The sequence below is a fragment of the Nocardioides korecus genome (genome assembly GCF_054778395.1).
Genome location: NZ_BAAGZO010000006.1, coordinates 278,881 through 294,088 on the forward strand (window position 1 = coordinate 278,881; position 15,208 = coordinate 294,088).

Annotated in this window: 13 protein-coding genes; 10 read left to right on the forward strand and 3 right to left on the reverse strand. The window is 75.5% G+C overall.

Going from position 1 to position 15,208, the window contains the following annotated elements:
- Positions 1-341: 341 nt before the first annotated feature.
- The 3 genes from ACYVDA_RS14010 to ACYVDA_RS14020 all read left to right on the forward strand — a co-directional run bounded on the left by ACYVDA_RS14010 (position 342) and on the right by ACYVDA_RS14020 (position 4,850).
- On the forward strand, positions 342-1,010 hold the full coding sequence (locus ACYVDA_RS14010) for an alpha/beta hydrolase (RefSeq protein WP_460819005.1): 669 nt from the start codon (positions 342-344) through the stop codon (positions 1,008-1,010).
- 154 nt (positions 1,011-1,164) lie between these two features.
- Complete coding sequence (gene ligA, locus ACYVDA_RS14015) at positions 1,165-3,294, forward strand: NAD-dependent DNA ligase LigA (RefSeq protein WP_460819087.1); 2,130 nt, start codon at positions 1,165-1,167, stop codon at positions 3,292-3,294.
- Between the two features lie 95 nt (positions 3,295-3,389).
- Positions 3,390-4,850, forward strand: coding sequence for a hypothetical protein (locus ACYVDA_RS14020; RefSeq protein WP_460819006.1), 1,461 nt, complete (start codon positions 3,390-3,392; stop codon positions 4,848-4,850).
- Between the two features lie 67 nt (positions 4,851-4,917).
- Here ACYVDA_RS14020 and ACYVDA_RS14025 read toward each other — a convergent pair whose 3' ends face one another.
- Positions 4,918-5,847, reverse strand: a complete 930-nt coding sequence (locus tag ACYVDA_RS14025; RefSeq protein ID WP_460819007.1) for an SGNH/GDSL hydrolase family protein — start codon at positions 5,845-5,847, stop codon at positions 4,918-4,920.
- A 241-nt stretch (positions 5,848-6,088) separates the two neighbouring features.
- Between ACYVDA_RS14025 and gatC the strand changes: the two genes are divergently transcribed.
- The 7 genes from gatC to ACYVDA_RS14060 all read left to right on the forward strand — a co-directional run bounded on the left by gatC (position 6,089) and on the right by ACYVDA_RS14060 (position 13,958).
- Positions 6,089-6,388 carry an Asp-tRNA(Asn)/Glu-tRNA(Gln) amidotransferase subunit GatC gene (gene gatC, locus ACYVDA_RS14030; protein ID WP_460819008.1) on the forward strand — a complete coding sequence of 100 codons (300 nt, stop codon included), beginning with the start codon at positions 6,089-6,091 and terminating at the stop codon, positions 6,386-6,388.
- On the forward strand, positions 6,385-7,938 hold the full coding sequence (gatA, locus tag ACYVDA_RS14035; RefSeq protein WP_460819009.1) for an Asp-tRNA(Asn)/Glu-tRNA(Gln) amidotransferase subunit GatA: 1,554 nt from the start codon (positions 6,385-6,387) through the stop codon (positions 7,936-7,938). The genes gatC and gatA overlap by 4 nt, the downstream gene beginning before the upstream one ends.
- Positions 7,935-9,440 carry an Asp-tRNA(Asn)/Glu-tRNA(Gln) amidotransferase subunit GatB gene (gene gatB / locus ACYVDA_RS14040; RefSeq protein ID WP_460819010.1) on the forward strand — a complete coding sequence of 502 codons (1,506 nt, stop codon included), beginning with the start codon at positions 7,935-7,937 and terminating at the stop codon, positions 9,438-9,440. Before gatA ends, gatB begins: the two co-directional genes overlap by 4 nt.
- Positions 9,441-9,689: 249 nt before the next feature.
- On the forward strand, positions 9,690-10,367 hold the full coding sequence (locus ACYVDA_RS14045; protein ID WP_460819011.1) for a hypothetical protein: 678 nt from the start codon (positions 9,690-9,692) through the stop codon (positions 10,365-10,367).
- A gap of 7 nt (positions 10,368-10,374) precedes the next feature.
- Positions 10,375-11,508 carry an energy-coupling factor transporter transmembrane component T gene (locus ACYVDA_RS14050; protein WP_460819012.1) on the forward strand — a complete coding sequence of 378 codons (1,134 nt, stop codon included), beginning with the start codon at positions 10,375-10,377 and terminating at the stop codon, positions 11,506-11,508.
- Positions 11,492-13,090 carry an ABC transporter ATP-binding protein gene (locus ACYVDA_RS14055; RefSeq protein WP_460819013.1) on the forward strand — a complete coding sequence of 533 codons (1,599 nt, stop codon included), beginning with the start codon at positions 11,492-11,494 and terminating at the stop codon, positions 13,088-13,090. The genes ACYVDA_RS14050 and ACYVDA_RS14055 overlap by 17 nt, the downstream gene beginning before the upstream one ends.
- Positions 13,091-13,106: 16 nt before the next feature.
- A complete protein-coding gene (locus ACYVDA_RS14060) occupies positions 13,107-13,958 on the forward strand; it encodes an ECF transporter S component (RefSeq protein ID WP_460819014.1) in 852 nt (283 codons plus the stop codon).
- Positions 13,959-13,965: 7 nt separating this feature from the next.
- Here the strand turns inward: ACYVDA_RS14060 and ACYVDA_RS14065 are convergent, their stop codons facing one another.
- Together ACYVDA_RS14065 and ACYVDA_RS14070 are read right to left on the reverse strand one after the other, a co-directional pair.
- Positions 13,966-14,901, reverse strand: a complete 936-nt coding sequence (locus tag ACYVDA_RS14065; protein WP_460819015.1) for an alpha/beta fold hydrolase — start codon at positions 14,899-14,901, stop codon at positions 13,966-13,968.
- A 72-nt stretch (positions 14,902-14,973) separates the two neighbouring features.
- Positions 14,974-15,201, reverse strand: coding sequence for a hypothetical protein (locus tag ACYVDA_RS14070; protein ID WP_460819016.1), 228 nt, complete (start codon positions 15,199-15,201; stop codon positions 14,974-14,976).
- Positions 15,202-15,208 lie beyond the last annotated feature (7 nt).

Consider the following 15,208-nt stretch of genomic DNA (forward strand, 5'->3'; position numbering starts at 1 on the left):
AGGTACGACGCCGCAGACCCCCCGCAGGGTTCCCGGTCCGCGACGTGACCTCCCCCACCCCGACCGGGAGGCCTCTGGGGCCGAGGGGGCTCGTCTGGCGGGCGAGGGGGCCCATCTGGCGGGCGAGGGGGCTCGTCTGGCGGGCGAGGGGGCTCGTCTGGCGGGCGAGGGGGCTCGTCTGGCGGGCGAGGGGGCTCGTCTGGCGTCCGAGGGGGCTCGTCTGGCGGGCGAGGAGGCCCGTGTGGCGGGCGAGGGGGCTCGTCTGGTCACGGCGGGCAATCCGGTCGGACGGGGTACGCCGAATCCTCACGGCCGAGACATCGACCCGAGAGGATGACGGCGTGCCCGAGCCATCGCTGACCCGTTCCGAGCCCGAGGGGGAGTCCCGGGGCGTCGTGCTGATGCTGCACGGCGGCGCGAAGACGGGCGTCGAGCCGGTGGCCGGACGCAGCGGGTCGTTCTGGCGCGCGGACCGGATGCGCCAGGTGATCGAGCCGCGGGTCCACGAGGCCGGCCTCTCGCTGTGGCTGCTGAAGTTCGGGATGCGGGGGTGGAACGCCGGCGTCGGGCCGGAGCCGTCGCCCCTGCCCGACGCGCGCTGGGCGCTCGAGGAGGTCGCGCGCACGCACCCGGGCAAGCCCGTGGTCCTGCTGGGTCACTCGATGGGGGGCCGTACGGCGGCGCAGGTCGCCGACCACGACCAGGTCGTCGGCGTCGTCGGCCTGGCGCCGTGGTTCGAGCCGTCCGACCCGGTCGAGGCGCTGGCCGGCAAGCACCTGGTGGCCGGGCACGGCAGCCGTGACCACATCACCTCGGCCGCCGCGACCCGGGACTACGTCGCGCGGGCGCAGGGCCTGGCCGCGTCCGCCGACTTCGTGGACGTGGGGCGGCTCGGCCACTACATGCTGGCGCGGCCCCAGGTGTGGAACCGGTTCGCCTACCGGGCCAGCCTGACGGTGCTCGAGCGCTCCCAGGGCGCGACCTGGGTGGGTCGGCGCTCGGCCTCCTAGGAGGGGCCGTCGCCCGGACGCGCCTCCTCGGCCGGCACGGCGTCCTGTCGGTGGGGCACGGCAGGATGGGTGCGTGAGCGAGACGAACGACGGCACCCCCCGGGCCACGGGTGGCGCGGCGGACCAGACGCCCGACACCGATCCGCAGGCCGAGCTGCGCCAGGAGCACCGGGCGCTGGCCGAGCAGGTCGAGGACGCGCGCTGGCGCTACTACGTCCTCGACGACCCGACCCTCGACGACGCGGCGTTCGACCGCCTGATGAGACGGCTGGAGGAGCTCGAGGCCGAGGTGCCCGACCTCCGCACACCCGACTCGCCGACCCAGAAGGTCGGCGGCGCGGTCGCCACCGAGTTCACCCCGGTCGACCACCTCGAGCGGATGGAGAGCCTGGACAACGCGTTCTCCGTCGAGGAGCTGGCCTCGTGGGCCGACCGGCTGGCCAAGGACGGGATCGTGGACCCGGCCTACCTGTGCGAGCTCAAGGTGGACGGCCTGGCCATCAACCTGCTCTACGAGGACGGTCGGCTGGTCCGCGCCCTGACCCGCGGCGACGGCCGCACGGGCGAGGACGTCACCCCGAACGTCAAGACGATCGCCTCGATCCCGCACCGGCTCACCCCCACCCCCGAGCACCCCGTGCCGGCCCTGGTCGAGGTGCGCGGCGAGGTGTTCCTCCCGGTCGCGGCCTTCGAGCGGCTCAACCAGGCGGTGGTGGAGGCCGGTCGGGCGATGTTCGCCAACCCCCGCAACGCGGCCGCGGGGTCGCTGCGCCAGAAGGACCCCAAGGTCACCGCCACGCGCGACCTCGACATGGTCTGCCACGGGATCGGCGCGCGGCGCGGGTTCGAGCCGGCCTCGCAGTCGCTGGCCTACGAGGCGCTCGCGGCGTGGGGGCTGCCGACGAGCACGCGCACCCGGGTGGTGCACGGGCTGGCCGAGGTGTCGGCGTACGTCGAGCACCACGGGACGCACCGGCACGACGTGGAGCACGAGATCGACGGCGTCGTGGTCAAGGTCGACGACGTCGCGCTGCAGCGGCGGCTCGGGTCGACGAGCCGGGCGCCGCGGTGGGCGATCGCGTTCAAGTACCCGCCCGAGGAGGTCAACGCGCGGCTGCTCGACATCCGCGTCAACGTCGGCCGCACCGGCCGGGTGACGCCGTTCGGGCTGATGGAGCCGACCAAGGTCGCCGGCTCGACGGTGGAGAACGCCACCCTCCACAACGCCCACGAGGTCAAGCGCAAGGACGTCCGTCCCGGCGACACCGTGGTGCTGCGCAAGGCCGGCGACGTGATCCCCGAGATCCTCGGCCCGGTGCTGGCGCTGCGGCCCGAGGGGCTGCCGGCCTGGGAGATGCCGACCGAGTGCCCGTCGTGCGGCACCACGCTGCGCGAGGAGAAGGAGGGCGACAAGGACCTGCGCTGCCCGAACCACCGCAGCTGCCCCGGTCAGGTGCGCGAGCGCATCTTCCACGTCGCCGGTCGTGGCGCGTTCGACGTCGAGGGTCTGGGCTACGAGGCGGCCGTGGCCCTGCTCGACGCCGGGGTGGTCACCAACGAGGGCGACGTCTTCGACCTCGACGAGGCGGCGCTGCTGCGCACCGAGCTCTTCACGCGGGCGGCCCGGAAGACCGAGTCCGAGGACGCCGTCGGGGGGCGGGTGCTCTCGGCCAACGGGCGCCGGCTGCTGGACCACCTCGACGAGCGCAAGCAGGTGCCGCTGTGGCGGGTGCTCGTGGCGCTCTCGATCCGCCACGTCGGCCCCACCGCGGCCCGTGCGCTGGCCACCGAGCTGGGCTCGATGGAGGCCGTGCGGGAGGCGGAGGAGGAGCGGCTCGCCGCGACCGAGGGGGTCGGCCCCACGATCGCGGCGTCGGTGCGCCGCTGGTTCGACGACCCGGAGGACGGCGACTGGCACACCGCGATCGTCGAGCGCTGGGCGGCCGCCGGGGTGCGGATGGAGGACGAGCGCGACGAGTCGGTCCCGCGCACCCTCGAGGGCCTGACCATCGTGGCGACCGGGTCGCTGCAGCACTTCACCCGCGACTCGGTGAAGGAGGCGATCATCGCCCGCGGCGGCAAGGCCTCGGGGTCGGTGTCGAAGAAGACCGACTACGTCGTGGTGGGGGAGAACGCCGGCTCCAAGGCCGAGAAGGCCGAGCAGCTCGGGGTCCCGGTGCTCGACGAGGCGGCTTTCCAGGAGCTGCTGCAGCACGGCCCGGCGACCCCGGAGCAGCCCGAGGAGGAGGCCGGGGACGAGGTCGCGGACGCGGCGGGCACATAGCACAGTTCCAGCTCCTGGTCTGGACCTTGGTCGAACTGGTGCGGCGGACGTCCTAGGCTCGCGGGGTAGTCCGTCCGTCTCTCGGGAGTGTGCTCGTGCTCGGTCCGTCGCTGGTGTCCTCCGTCCCGACCTCGTCGAGCTCCCCCCTGGCCATGGTGCTGGGCGCGCTGGTGGCTGTCGTGCTCCTCGTCGTGGCCCTGGGCCTGGCGGCCCTCGTGGTGTCGTTCGTCGCCCGCCGCTGGCTGGCGCGCGCGGCGTCCCGCACGGCGCCCGCCGCCCCCACCTCGTCGGACGGTGCCCCCGCGGCGCACCCGCCGGTGCCCGTGCTGGTCAGCGCCCGGTCCGTCGACCTCGAGGCCGCGGTCGAGGAGCGCGCGCAGCTCGACCCCACCGGCCTGCTGCTCGTCGCGCAGCCGGACGACGTGCTGCCCTCGCCGGCCCAGCTCCTGGAGGCGGCGCGCGAATTGGGCCGACCGGACATCGGCTACGTGACCTTCACCGACGACGACACCGACGGGAGCCGGGTGCGCGCCGCCCGCCGGCTGGTGCTCGGCGCGCCGGGTCCCGTCGCCCTGCGGACCGAGGCCCTGCTGGACGTCGGCGGCTGGGACGGCTCCGCGGTCCTGCCCGAGACCGAGCTGTCCGCCCGGATGCTGCGGCTGGGGTGGAACGGTCGCTCGCTGGGTGCCGCGCCGGACTCCGCCTGCGATCCCCAGGCACGCGAGCGGCAGGTCGCCTGGGCCGTCGTACGCCGTCACCCCGGGATGCTGCTGCCCGGGCGGCGGCACGCGGACAACGAGCTGTCCTCGCGCGAGCGGCTGGTCCTGCTGGCCACGGTCGCCGCCGCGCTGACGGCCGCGCCGACCCCGGCGGAGCGGGCGTGGCTGGCCGCACGCCTGCGCCCCGGCGCCGGCGGTCTCCGGCTCCCCGGCGCGATCCCCGCGGCCGGGGTCGCCGTCGCCGTGGCGGCGGCCGGGGGGCTCGTGGCCGTCATCGGCGCGACCTGGTCCTCGCACCCGCCCGCGGACTCCGCGGCGGCCTCGGCGGCCGGTGCCCTCACCCCGGCCACGTCGGAGTCGACCTCCCTGGTGGGCGAGCACCTCCAGCCCCTGACCCGGCCCGCCCTGAGCCGCAGCGCGGACCGCGCCGACGCGGCCCGCACGACGAGGCGCGCGGCCGCCGCCCAGCGCCGCGCCACGACCCAGCGGCACGCGGCGGCCCAGCGTCGGACGACGGCTCGGGGTCACGCGACGACCCCGCACCGCACGGCCGCGAAGCCCGTGGCCCGCGCGGGCGGCGTGGGTCGGACGGTCCTGTCCCGGGTCCGGAGCGTCACGCACCGCGTCACGACGTCCCTGCCCCGGACCCGCACCAGCGCCGCCCCGCGGACGCCCGCGCCCACCGCGGTGCGCCCCGCGCCCGCGCCACGGCCCGCGAAGCCGGCGCCCCGTCCGTCGCGTCCGGCGGCGAAGCCGGTCAAGTCGGCCGAGCCGGCCAAGCCGGTCAAGGCCACGGATCCGGCCGGGCCGGGTCGCTCCGCCGGGCGCGGTCGCTGAGCGAGGGCCGCGGCCCTCGGGCGTACCAGGTGGCGAGCCGCCGCCGCAGGACGTCGCCCGGCCGGACCTAGCCCGAGACCGCCTGCTCCACCAGCCGGGCGACGGCCCGCTGCTCGACGGCGAAGGGGTGGAAGGCCAGCGCTCGGCGCTGATCGGTGACCGAGCCGTTGATCCAGGGTGAGCTCGAGCAGATGTCGTGCCCACGGCTCGCGGTCCAGACGTCGACGTACGTCGCCCCGCTGCGCGCCGCGGCTCCCTCCACGGCCCGGGTCAGGGCGCGGTTGATCCCCTCGGCCCAGGCGTAGTCGCCGGTCGCGAGCGGCAGGCCCGCGCAGGGCCGTCCCGCGGCCACGATGTGCGGGTAGCCGACCAGCAGCACCCGGGCCTGCGGCGACGCGCGCCGGATCGCCCGGACCGCGGTGACCAGCCGGTCCTCGGTCCGTCCCAGTGCCAGCCGCAGCCGGTCGCCGCCGGGCGTGCTCATCGCGGCGCGGCAGGGGGACCCGGTCGGGTCCTCCGAGCGCAGGCGCGCGCAGGTCTGCACCAGCGTGCTGAACACCTGCTCGTCGTTGCCGCCCATGCCCAGGGTGACCAGCCGCGTGCCCGTGCTCAGGGCGCTGTCCTGGGCCGGGATCGCCGGGCGCTGCCGACGGGTCAGGTCGCGCGTGGCGGCACCGCCGCAGGTGCGGTCGACCAGCCTCGCCCCGAGGGAGCGGGCCACCAGCGAGGGGTAGTTGGAGCTCGACCGGAAGCACCCGTCCGCCACGTCGGTGGTCGGGACCAGGGGTGCGGCGGAGTAGGAGTCGCCCAGGGCGACGTACGTCAGGGGCGCCCCGCCCGCCTGGGGGCTCGCGGTCGGCGCCGGGGTCGTGGCGCCGGACGCCCCTCCGGACCCGCCGCACGCCGAGACGGCCAGGAGCAGGGCCGCGACCACGGACAGCGGTGCCGCGCGGGTCGGTCGACGGCGGGCGGGCCCGGGACGTGCGGGGCGGGTCACGGAGGGCTCCTGCTCACTGAGGACGGGGGGAGGGACGTCGACGACGCTAACGCGGCCCCGGTCGCGCGACGCGACGGCACAGTCCGCCAGACGAGCCTCCTCGGTCGCCAGATGAGCCTCCTCGGCCGCCGGACGAGCCTCCTCGCGCGCCAGATGGGCCTCCTCGGCCGCCGGCCGGGGCGGGCCGGGGGCGGGCCGGGCGCGTTCGGGGTGGCCCCCGGCGCTGACTAGGATCATCCCCATGCCTGACATCACCCGCGACGAGGTGCGCCACCTGGCCGACCTCGCCCGCATCGAGCTCGACGACGCCGAGCTCGACCACCTGGCGCCCCAGCTCTCCGTGATCCTCGAGTCGGTCGCCTCGATCAGCCAGGTGGCCGACGAGGACCTGCCGCCGACGTCGCACCCGATCCCGGTCACCAACGTGTTCCGGGCCGACGTCGTGCGCCCCTCGCTGACCGCCGAGCAGGCCCTCTCGGGCGCGCCGATGGTCGAGCAGCAGCGCTTCGCCGTGCCGCGGATCCTGGGGGACGAGCAGTGAGCGCCCCCGCCTCCGCCCCCGCCTCCGACCTGCCGCTCGTGCAGCGCTCCGCCGCCGACCTCGCCGACGCGCTCGCCGCGGGCGAGACCACGAGCGTCGAGCTGACCCAGGCGTTCCTCGACCGCATCGCCGCGGTCGACGGCGAGGTCCACGCCTTCCTGCACGTCGACGCCGAGGGCGCCCTGGCCGCGGCCCGGGCCTCGGACGAGCGACGCGCCGCCGGGACCCCCGCCTCGGCCCTGGACGGCGTGCCGGTCGCGGTCAAGGACGTGCTGGCCACCGACGGGCTGCCGACCACGTGCGGGTCCAAGATCCTCGAGGGCTGGGTGCCGCCGTACGACGCCACGGTCGTGCGCCTGCTCAAGGAGGCCGGCCTGCCGATCCTGGGCAAGACCAACATGGACGAGTTCGCGATGGGCTCCTCCACCGAGCACTCGGCGTACGGCCCGACGCGCAACCCGTGGGACCTCGACCGGATCCCCGGCGGCTCCGGGGGCGGCTCGGCCGCGGCCGTGGCGGCCTTCATGGCGCCGCTGGCGATCGGCACCGACACCGGCGGCTCGATCCGCCAGCCCGGTGCGGTCACCGGCACGGTCGGGGTCAAGCCGACGTACGGCGGGGTGTCGCGCTACGGCCTCGTGGCGATGGCCAACTCCCTGGACCAGGCCGGCCCGGTCACCCGGACCGTCCGCGACGCCGCCCTCCTGCACGAGGTCATCGGCGGCCACGACGAGCTCGACTCCACCAGCATCGACCAGCCGGTCCCGGCGGTCGTCGCGGCGGCGCGGTCCGGTGCCGGCGGCGACCTCGGCGGCCTGCGCATCGGCGTCGTGGAGGAGCTCGGCGGCGAGGGCTACCAGCCCGGCGTGCGCGAGCGCTTCGACGAGGCGGTCGCGCTCCTGGTGGGTGCCGGCGCCGAGGTCGTGCAGGTCAGCTGCCCGAGCTTCGCCCAGGCGTTGGCGGCGTACTACCTGATCATGCCGAGCGAGGCGTCCTCCAACCTCGCCCGCTTCGACGCGATGCGCTACGGCCTGCGGGTGCTGCCCGAGGGGGTGGACTCCCCGAGCGCCGAGGACGTCATGCGCGCCTCCCGCGACGCGGGCTTCGGCGACGAGGTCAAGCGCCGGATCATCCTGGGCACCTACGCGCTCTCCAGCGGCTACTACGACGCCTACTACGGCTCGGCCCAGAAGGTCCGCACCCTGATCAGCCGCGACTTCGAGGCCGCGTTCGCCTCCGCCGACGTGCTGGTCTCCCCGACGGCGCCGACCACGGCGTTCAGGCTGGGGGAGAAGCTCGACGACCCGCTGGCGATGTACCTCAACGACGTCGCCACGATCCCGGCCAACCTGGCCGGCATCCCCGGCATCTCGGTGCCCGCCGGCACCGCCGCCGACGACGGCCTGCCCGTGGGGTTCCAGGTGCTGGCCCCCGCGATGGCCGACGACCGGCTCTACCGCGTCGGCGCCGCGCTCGAGGCGCTGCTCGAGCAGGCCTGGGGCGGCCCCATGATCGATCCCGAGAAGCTCGACACGAAGGTGGCCCGATGAGCGACACCCTGGTCCCGTTCGAGGACGCGCTCGCGGCGTACGACCCCGCGATGGGCCTGGAGGTCCACGTCGAGCTAAACACGAACACCAAGATGTTCTGCGGCTGCCCGGCGAGCTTCGGCGGCGAGCCGAACACCCACACCTGCCCGACCTGCCTGGGCCTGCCCGGGTCGATGCCGGTGGTCAACGCCACGGCGATCGAGTCGGCGATCCGGATCGGCCTGGCGCTGAACTGCGAGATCGCGGAGTGGTGCCGGTTCGCGCGGAAGAACTACTTCTACCCCGACATGCCGAAGAACTTCCAGACCAGCCAGTACGACGAGCCGATCGCCTTCGACGGCTGGACCGACGTCGAGGTCGACACCGGGTCGGGCCTGGAGACCTTCCGGGTGGAGATCGAGCGCGCCCACATGGAGGAGGACACCGGCAAGTCGCTGCACGTCGGCGGCGCGACGGGTCGCATCCACGGGGCCGACTACTCCCTGGTCGACTACAACCGCGCCGGCATCCCCCTGATCGAGATCGTCACCCGGCCGATCACGGGCGCCCGCGAGCACGCCCCGGCGGTGGCGCGGGCCTACGTCGCCCAGCTGCGCGAGCTGATCGTGGCCCTGGGCGTCTCCGAGGCCCGGATGGACCAGGGCAACCTGCGCGCCGACGTCAACCTCTCGCTCGCACCGGTCGGTGAGGGCGGCCTCGGCACCCGCACCGAGACCAAGAACGTCAACTCCTTTCGCTCCGTCGAGCGGGCCGCGCGCTACGAGATCGGTCGCCAGGCCGCGATCCTCGACGCCGGCGGCTCGATCCGGCAGGAGACCCGCCACTGGCACGAGGACACCGGCGTGACCACCGCAGGCCGGGAGAAGTCCGACGCGGAGGACTACCGCTACTTCCCCGAGCCGGACCTGGTGCCGGTCGCCCCGAGCCGCGCGTGGGTCGAGGAGCTGCGCGCGACCCTGCCCGAGCCGCCGCGCGCCCGCCGGTCCCGCCTCCAGCAGGAGTGGGGCTTCTCCGACCTGGAGATGCGCGACACCATCGGCGCCGGGGCCCTGGGCCTGGTCGAGGAGACCGTGGCCGAGGGCGCCAGCGCCCAGTCCGCCCGCAAGTGGTGGCTCTCCGAGCTCGCGCGCCGTGCCAACGAGCTGGAGACCGACCTGGCCGGGCTGCCGATCACGCCGGCGCAGGTCGCGCGGATCCAGGCGCTGGTCGACGACGGGTCGATCAACGACAAGCTGGCCCGCCAGGTGTTCGAGGGCGTGCTCGCCGGCGAGGGCGGTCCCGACGAGGTCGTGGCCGGTCGCGGTCTGGCGGTCGTGTCCGACGACGGCGCCCTGGGCGAGGCCGTGGACCGGGCCATCGAGGCCAACCCCGACGTCGCCCAGAAGATCCGCGACGGCAAGGTCGCCGCGGCCGGCGCCCTGATCGGCGCGGTCATGAAGGACATGCGCGGCCAGGCCGACGCCGGGCGCGTGCGCGAGCTGATCGTCGAGAAGCTGTCTTAGACGCGGGGTGGGTCCGCGCCCGAGCACGCCGCGCAGCCCGGGTGCTACCGTGCTGCGGCCCCGTCCGGGGCGCAGTCCCCGCGCGGGGGAAGCCGGTCCGAGTCCGGCGCTGACCCGCAACCGTGTGTCCCCGTCGAGACGGGGACGAGCCGGAGCACCCGCTGGGGGCGTCGTACCCCCACGCACGCTGTCGCGGAACACAGCGGGTGGCCCCGATGGTGCCTCCCGTCCCGCAGCGGGAAGGAACACATGCCCACCTCGCCCTCCACCTCCAGCCGCGCCGGCACGCACGTCCTCGCCGGCCTGCTGCTCGCGCTGCTGGCCGGCCTCCTGCTGGCCCCTGCCGCCGTTGCGGCCCCCGCGCGGTCCGAGGGCCAGCTCTGCACGGGATCCGGCGTCAACGTCGTCGTGGACTACCAGTCGCTGGGCGGTGGCACCGTCCTGGCCTGCGACGCGTCTGGTGCGGGCAAGACGGCCGCGCAGGTCTTCGCCGACGCCGGGGTGAAGATCACGCCGGTGGCCGCCTTCCCGGGCGCCGCCTGTCGTGTGAACGGCAAGCCGGCTCAGGGCGGGTGCGCCAAGATGCCCCCGGCCGACGCCTACTGGGGCCTGTACGTCGACAAGGGCGCCTCCTGGACCTACGCCCCCAAGGGCGCCGACGAGCTGAAGACCGCCGACGGCGACTTCGTGGCCTTCTCCTGGCAGGGCACCAAGTCCTCGACGCCCCCCGGCGTCGCGCCGGTGAAGCCCACCGCGTCGGCCAGCCCCAGCGCCAGTGCCAGCCCGGCCGCGTCCTCCAGCGCCTCGGACTCCCAGCAGGACAACGGCCTCGGGGTCGGCTTCTGGGTCCCCGCGCTGGTGGTGGTCCTGCTCGTGGTCGCCGCGCTGGTGGTGCTGGTGCGCCGCCGCGGACGCGCCGGGCTGTGACCTGCCCGTGACGACCACCCGGGTCGCCCGCGACCTGCACCCCGGCGCCTGGTGGCTGTGGGCGCTGGGTCTGGCCGCGGGTGCCTCGGTCACGACCAACCCGATGCTGCTGCTGCTGGTCGTGGCGGTCGCCGCGCTCACCGTCGCGCTGCGTCACTCGGACCACCCGTGGTCGGCGTCCTTCCGGCTCTACCTGGTCTTCGGCCTGGTGATCGTGGTGGTGCGGGTGGCCTTCCGCGTCCTCCTCGGCGGCGGCTACGGCACCGTGGTGCTGCTGGACCTGCCCCGGGTGCCGCTGCCCGCCTGGCTGGCCGGCGTCGGGCTCCTCGGCCCGGTGACCCTCGAGGCCGTCCTCGGGGGGCTGTACGACGGCCTCCGGCTCGCGACCCTCGTGATCTGCGTGGGGGCGGCCAACTCGCTGGCCAACCCCAAGCGCCTGCTGAAGTCCATGCCGCCCGCGCTCTACGAGATCGGCACCGCCGTCGTCGTGGCCGTCGCGGTGCTGCCCCAGCTGGCCGACAGCCTGCGACGCGTCCGGGCCGCCCGGCAGCTGCGGGGGGTGCCCGGCGGCAGGATCAGCCGGTTGCGCGGCGTGGTGGTCCCGGTGATGGAGGACGCCCTGGAGCGCTCGCTCGCGCTGGCGGCGGGGATGGACGCCCGCGGCTACGGCCGGGCCGGCGAGCTGGGCGCGGCGCAGCGGCGCACGACGGGGGCGCTGATGCTCACCGGCCTGACCGGGATCTGCGCGGGCACCTACGCCCTGCTCGACCAGACCGCCCCGCGCTGGCTCGTGGTCGCCGGGCTCGTGGGCGGCGTCGGGCTGGCCGGGCTGGGGCTGTGGTCGGCGGGGCGCCGGGTGCAGCGCACTCGCTACCGGCCCGACCGCTGGCGCGCCGCCGAGATCACGGTGGCGGCCAGCGGCCTGCTCGCCGGGCTGGGCCTGCTGCTCGACAACGGGCTGCTCGGCCTCCTGAGCCCGGACCCCACGCTCCACCCCGACCTCACCGTGGTGCCGACGGTCGGCCCGCTCGCGCTGGTCGCGGTGCTGGTCGGGGCCGTGGCCGCGGTGGCCGCGCCCGAGCCGGTGCTCTCCCAGCCCACCGGTCGACCCCTGGAGGTGGCCCGTGCTGCAGCTGCGTGACGTCTCCCTGCGCTACACCGCCGACGCCGACGCGGTGCTCGACCACGTCGACCTGACCCTGGAGGAGGGCGAGCTGGTGCTGGTCACCGGCCGCACCGGCGTGGGCAAGTCGACCCTGCTCGGGGTCCTCAACGGGCTGGTGCCCGCTTTCACCGGCGGTCGTCTGACCGGCGACGTCCTGCTCGACGGACGCAGCGTCCTGCACCTGCCGCCGCGCGACCGCGCCCACGTCGTGGGGTACGTCGGCCAGGATCCGACCGCCGGCTTCGTCACCGACACGGTCGAGGAGGAGCTGGCCTACGGGATGGAGCAGCTCGGCCTGGACGGCGCGACCATGCGGCGTCGCGTCGAGGAGACCCTGGACCTGCTCGGGATCGCCGACCTGCGCCAGCGCGACCTGCGCACGCTCTCGGGCGGCCAGCAGCAGCGGGTCGCGATCGGCTCGGTGCTGACCATGCACCCCCGCGTGCTGGTCCTCGACGAGCCCACCTCGGCCCTGGACCCGACCGCGGCCGAGGAGGTGCTCGCCACGCTGACCCGGCTGGTCCACGACCTCGGCGTGACCGTCGTCGTGGCCGAGCACCGGCTCGAGCGGGTGGTGCCCTTCGCCGACCGGCTCGTCCTGGTCGGGCGCGACGGCCGGGTCGAGGTGGGGGAGCCCGCCGAGGTGCTCGCCCACTCGCCCGTCGTCCCGCCGATCGTCGAGCTCGGCCGCTGGGCCGGCTGGTCGCCGCTGCCGCTGAGCGTCCGCGACGCCCGCCGTCGGGCCGCGCGCCTGACCGTGGTGCCGCCCGCTCCCACGGCCGCCCCGCCCGCGGGTGGCGAGCCGCTGCTGGTGGCCTCCGGTGTCACCGTCGCCTACGGCCGCCAGGTGGCCGTCCGTGAGGTCGACCTGACCCTGCGGGCCGGCTCCGTCACCGCCCTGATGGGACGCAACGGCTCGGGCAAGTCGACCCTGCTGTGGACCCTCCAGGGGGCCCGTCCGCGGGTCGCCGGGCGGGTCGAGGTCGCCGGCGCCGACACCGCCCGTGTCGGCGCGGACGACCGGCGGCGCCGCGTCGGGCTGGTCCCGCAGACGGCCGCCGACCTGCTCTACCTCGAGACCGTGGCGCAGGAGTGCGCCGTTGCCGACCGCGACGCGGGGGCGGCACCGGGCACGGCCGTGGCGCTGCTGGAGCGGCTGGCCCCCGGGATCGACTCGACGCGGCACCCCCGCGACCTCTCGGAGGGTCAGCGCCTGGCCCTGGTCCTGGCCGTCGTGCTCACCTCCCAGCCGCCGGTGCTGTGCCTGGACGAGCCCACCCGCGGCCTGGACTACCCCGGCAAGCAGGCCCTCGCCCAGGTGCTGGGCGCCCTGGCGCTGGAGGGTCGCGCCGTCCTGGTGGCGACCCACGACGTCGAGTTCGTCGCCCAGGTCGCCGACCGCGTGGTCGTGCTGGCCGAGGGCGAGATCGTCTCCGAGGGCCCCACGGCCCGGGTGGTCGCCGAGTCGCCGGCCTTCGCGCCCCAGGTGCACAAGATCCTGGGCGCGGGCTGGCTGACCGTCGACCAGGTCGTCGCGGCGACCCAGGTCGCAGGGTGAGCGGGATGGGGGCCAGATGAGCACGACCGTGGACGACCCGCGGACGGGGCGCAACCGGGACGCCCGGGACGGCTCGGGAGCCCCGCTGGCCCCGCGCCTGCGACCCCGCTCGGCCGCCGTCCTGACGATGGCCTCGCTGGCGGGCCTCGCGATGTTCGTCTGGCCGCTCCTGGTCACGGTGCGGGCCGAGGGACAGGTGCAGCCGCCGTTCGTCTTCCTGCTGCTGCTGCCGGTGGTGATCGTGGTCTGCCTGGCGGAGTTCACCGAGGGTGGCATGGACTCCAAGGTCCTGGCCGTCCTGGGCGTGCTCACGGCCGTCAACGCCGTCATGCGGGGGATGTCGGCCGGGCTGGCCGGCATCGAGCTGGTGTTCTTCCTGCTGATCCTGGGTGGGCGGGTCTTCGGGGCGGGCTTCGGGTTCGTCCTGGGCTGCACGTCGTTGTTCGCCTCGGCCCTGCTCACCGCCGGGGTCGGGCCGTGGCTGCCGTTCCAGATGCTGGCCTCGGCGTGGGTCGGGCTCGGGGCCGGGCTGCTGCCGCGCCGGGTGCGGGGTCGCTGGGAGATCGTGATGCTGGTCGCCTACGGCATCGTCGCGGCGTACGTCTTCGGGCTGCTGATGAACCTCTCCAGCTGGCCCTTCGCGCTCGGGGTCGACGTGCCGGGCCACACCGGATCGCTGTCCTTCGTGCCCGGTGCGCCGCTGCTGGAGAACCTGCACCGGTTCGGCGTCTACACGCTGCTCACCTCGACGGGCAGCTGGGACACCGGGCGCGCGATCACCAACTCCGTGGCCCTCGTGGTCCTGGGGCCCGCGGTCCTGACCACCCTGCGCCGCGCCGTGCGCCGGGCCGTCGTCGACCGGCACTGACGCGCGGTCAGCGCCCCTGGCTGCGCTCCCGGACGCGCTCGACCACGTCGAGCAGCAGGGCGTGCACCTCGGCGGGCTTCTCCATGGGCAGGAAGTGCGAGGCCCGCAGGAGGGAGTACGTCGCCCCCGGGATCCGGTCGGCGGCCGTCCGCATGTCGTACGCCGACGCCAGGATGTCGTGGGTCCCGGCGACGAACGCGGTGGGCACCCGGACGTCGCGCAGCGAGACCCGGCCGTGCAGCGAGGAGTGCAGCGCGAGGTGCATGTACCACTGCGTCGGCGTGGTCAGGAACTCGCGCACCGCCCGACGGGCCAGCCGCGGGTCGGCCGGCCGGTGCATGAACCCGCTGCGCACCAGCACCTCGAGGCTGGTGGGCCCGATGGCCAGGCGCGAGCTCACGGCGCTGATCGGGCGGCCGGCGACCTTGAGCGTGCGGGCCACGTTGACGGTCAACGGCTTGCGCAGCACCCGCGGGATCCGGAGCGGGGCCCCCATCGAGGCGAAGGTGTCGCCGGGGACGCCGCCCACGGCGACCAGGCCGGTCACGCGCTCGGGGTGCCGCACGGCGAGCTCGAACATCGTGTTGACGCCCATCGACCAGCCCATCGCCACGCACGCCTCGACGCCGGCGTCGTCCAGGACCGCGACGGCGTCCTCGGCGAAGGCGTCGATGCCGACGTGCTCGCGGTCGCGCGGGCGCTCCGACCCGCCGACGCCGCGGTGGTTCCACGAGATCACCCGCACGCCGCAGCCGGGGTCGAGCAGCGCGGGCCAGGCGTAGGGGTTGGTGCCCAGGCCGTTGCACAGCAGCACGGTCGGGCCCTCGACGTCGTTGGTCCACGCCCGCAGGACGGTGCCGTCGCTGCTGGTGACGTCGTAGAAGCGCAGGGACAGTCCGTCGTCCTCGGAGGGGGCGAGCCGGAGCGGGGCAGGTGAGGCCATGGGCAGATCTTGCCCGACGCCGGTGCCCGCGGGGCGCGACGGCGCCAGACGGACCAGGGGCCGGACCCCGGGTCAGCCGCGGTGCTGGGCCACCAGGGGCACGAGCAGGGTGCCGCTGCCGGAGGTCCGGCCGGAGCGGCGCGCGAGCGTGGTGCGCACGTACTCCTGCGCCTCGGCCGCCTCCGCGCGCCGCGAGGCCAGCGCGGTCGAGGCCACCATGGCGTTGCGGCAGGCCGTGCGCTGGCTCTCCTCGGCCCACCGGGTCAGGGGCGACAGGACGGTGCGTCCGACGAGGTTCATGGTGGTC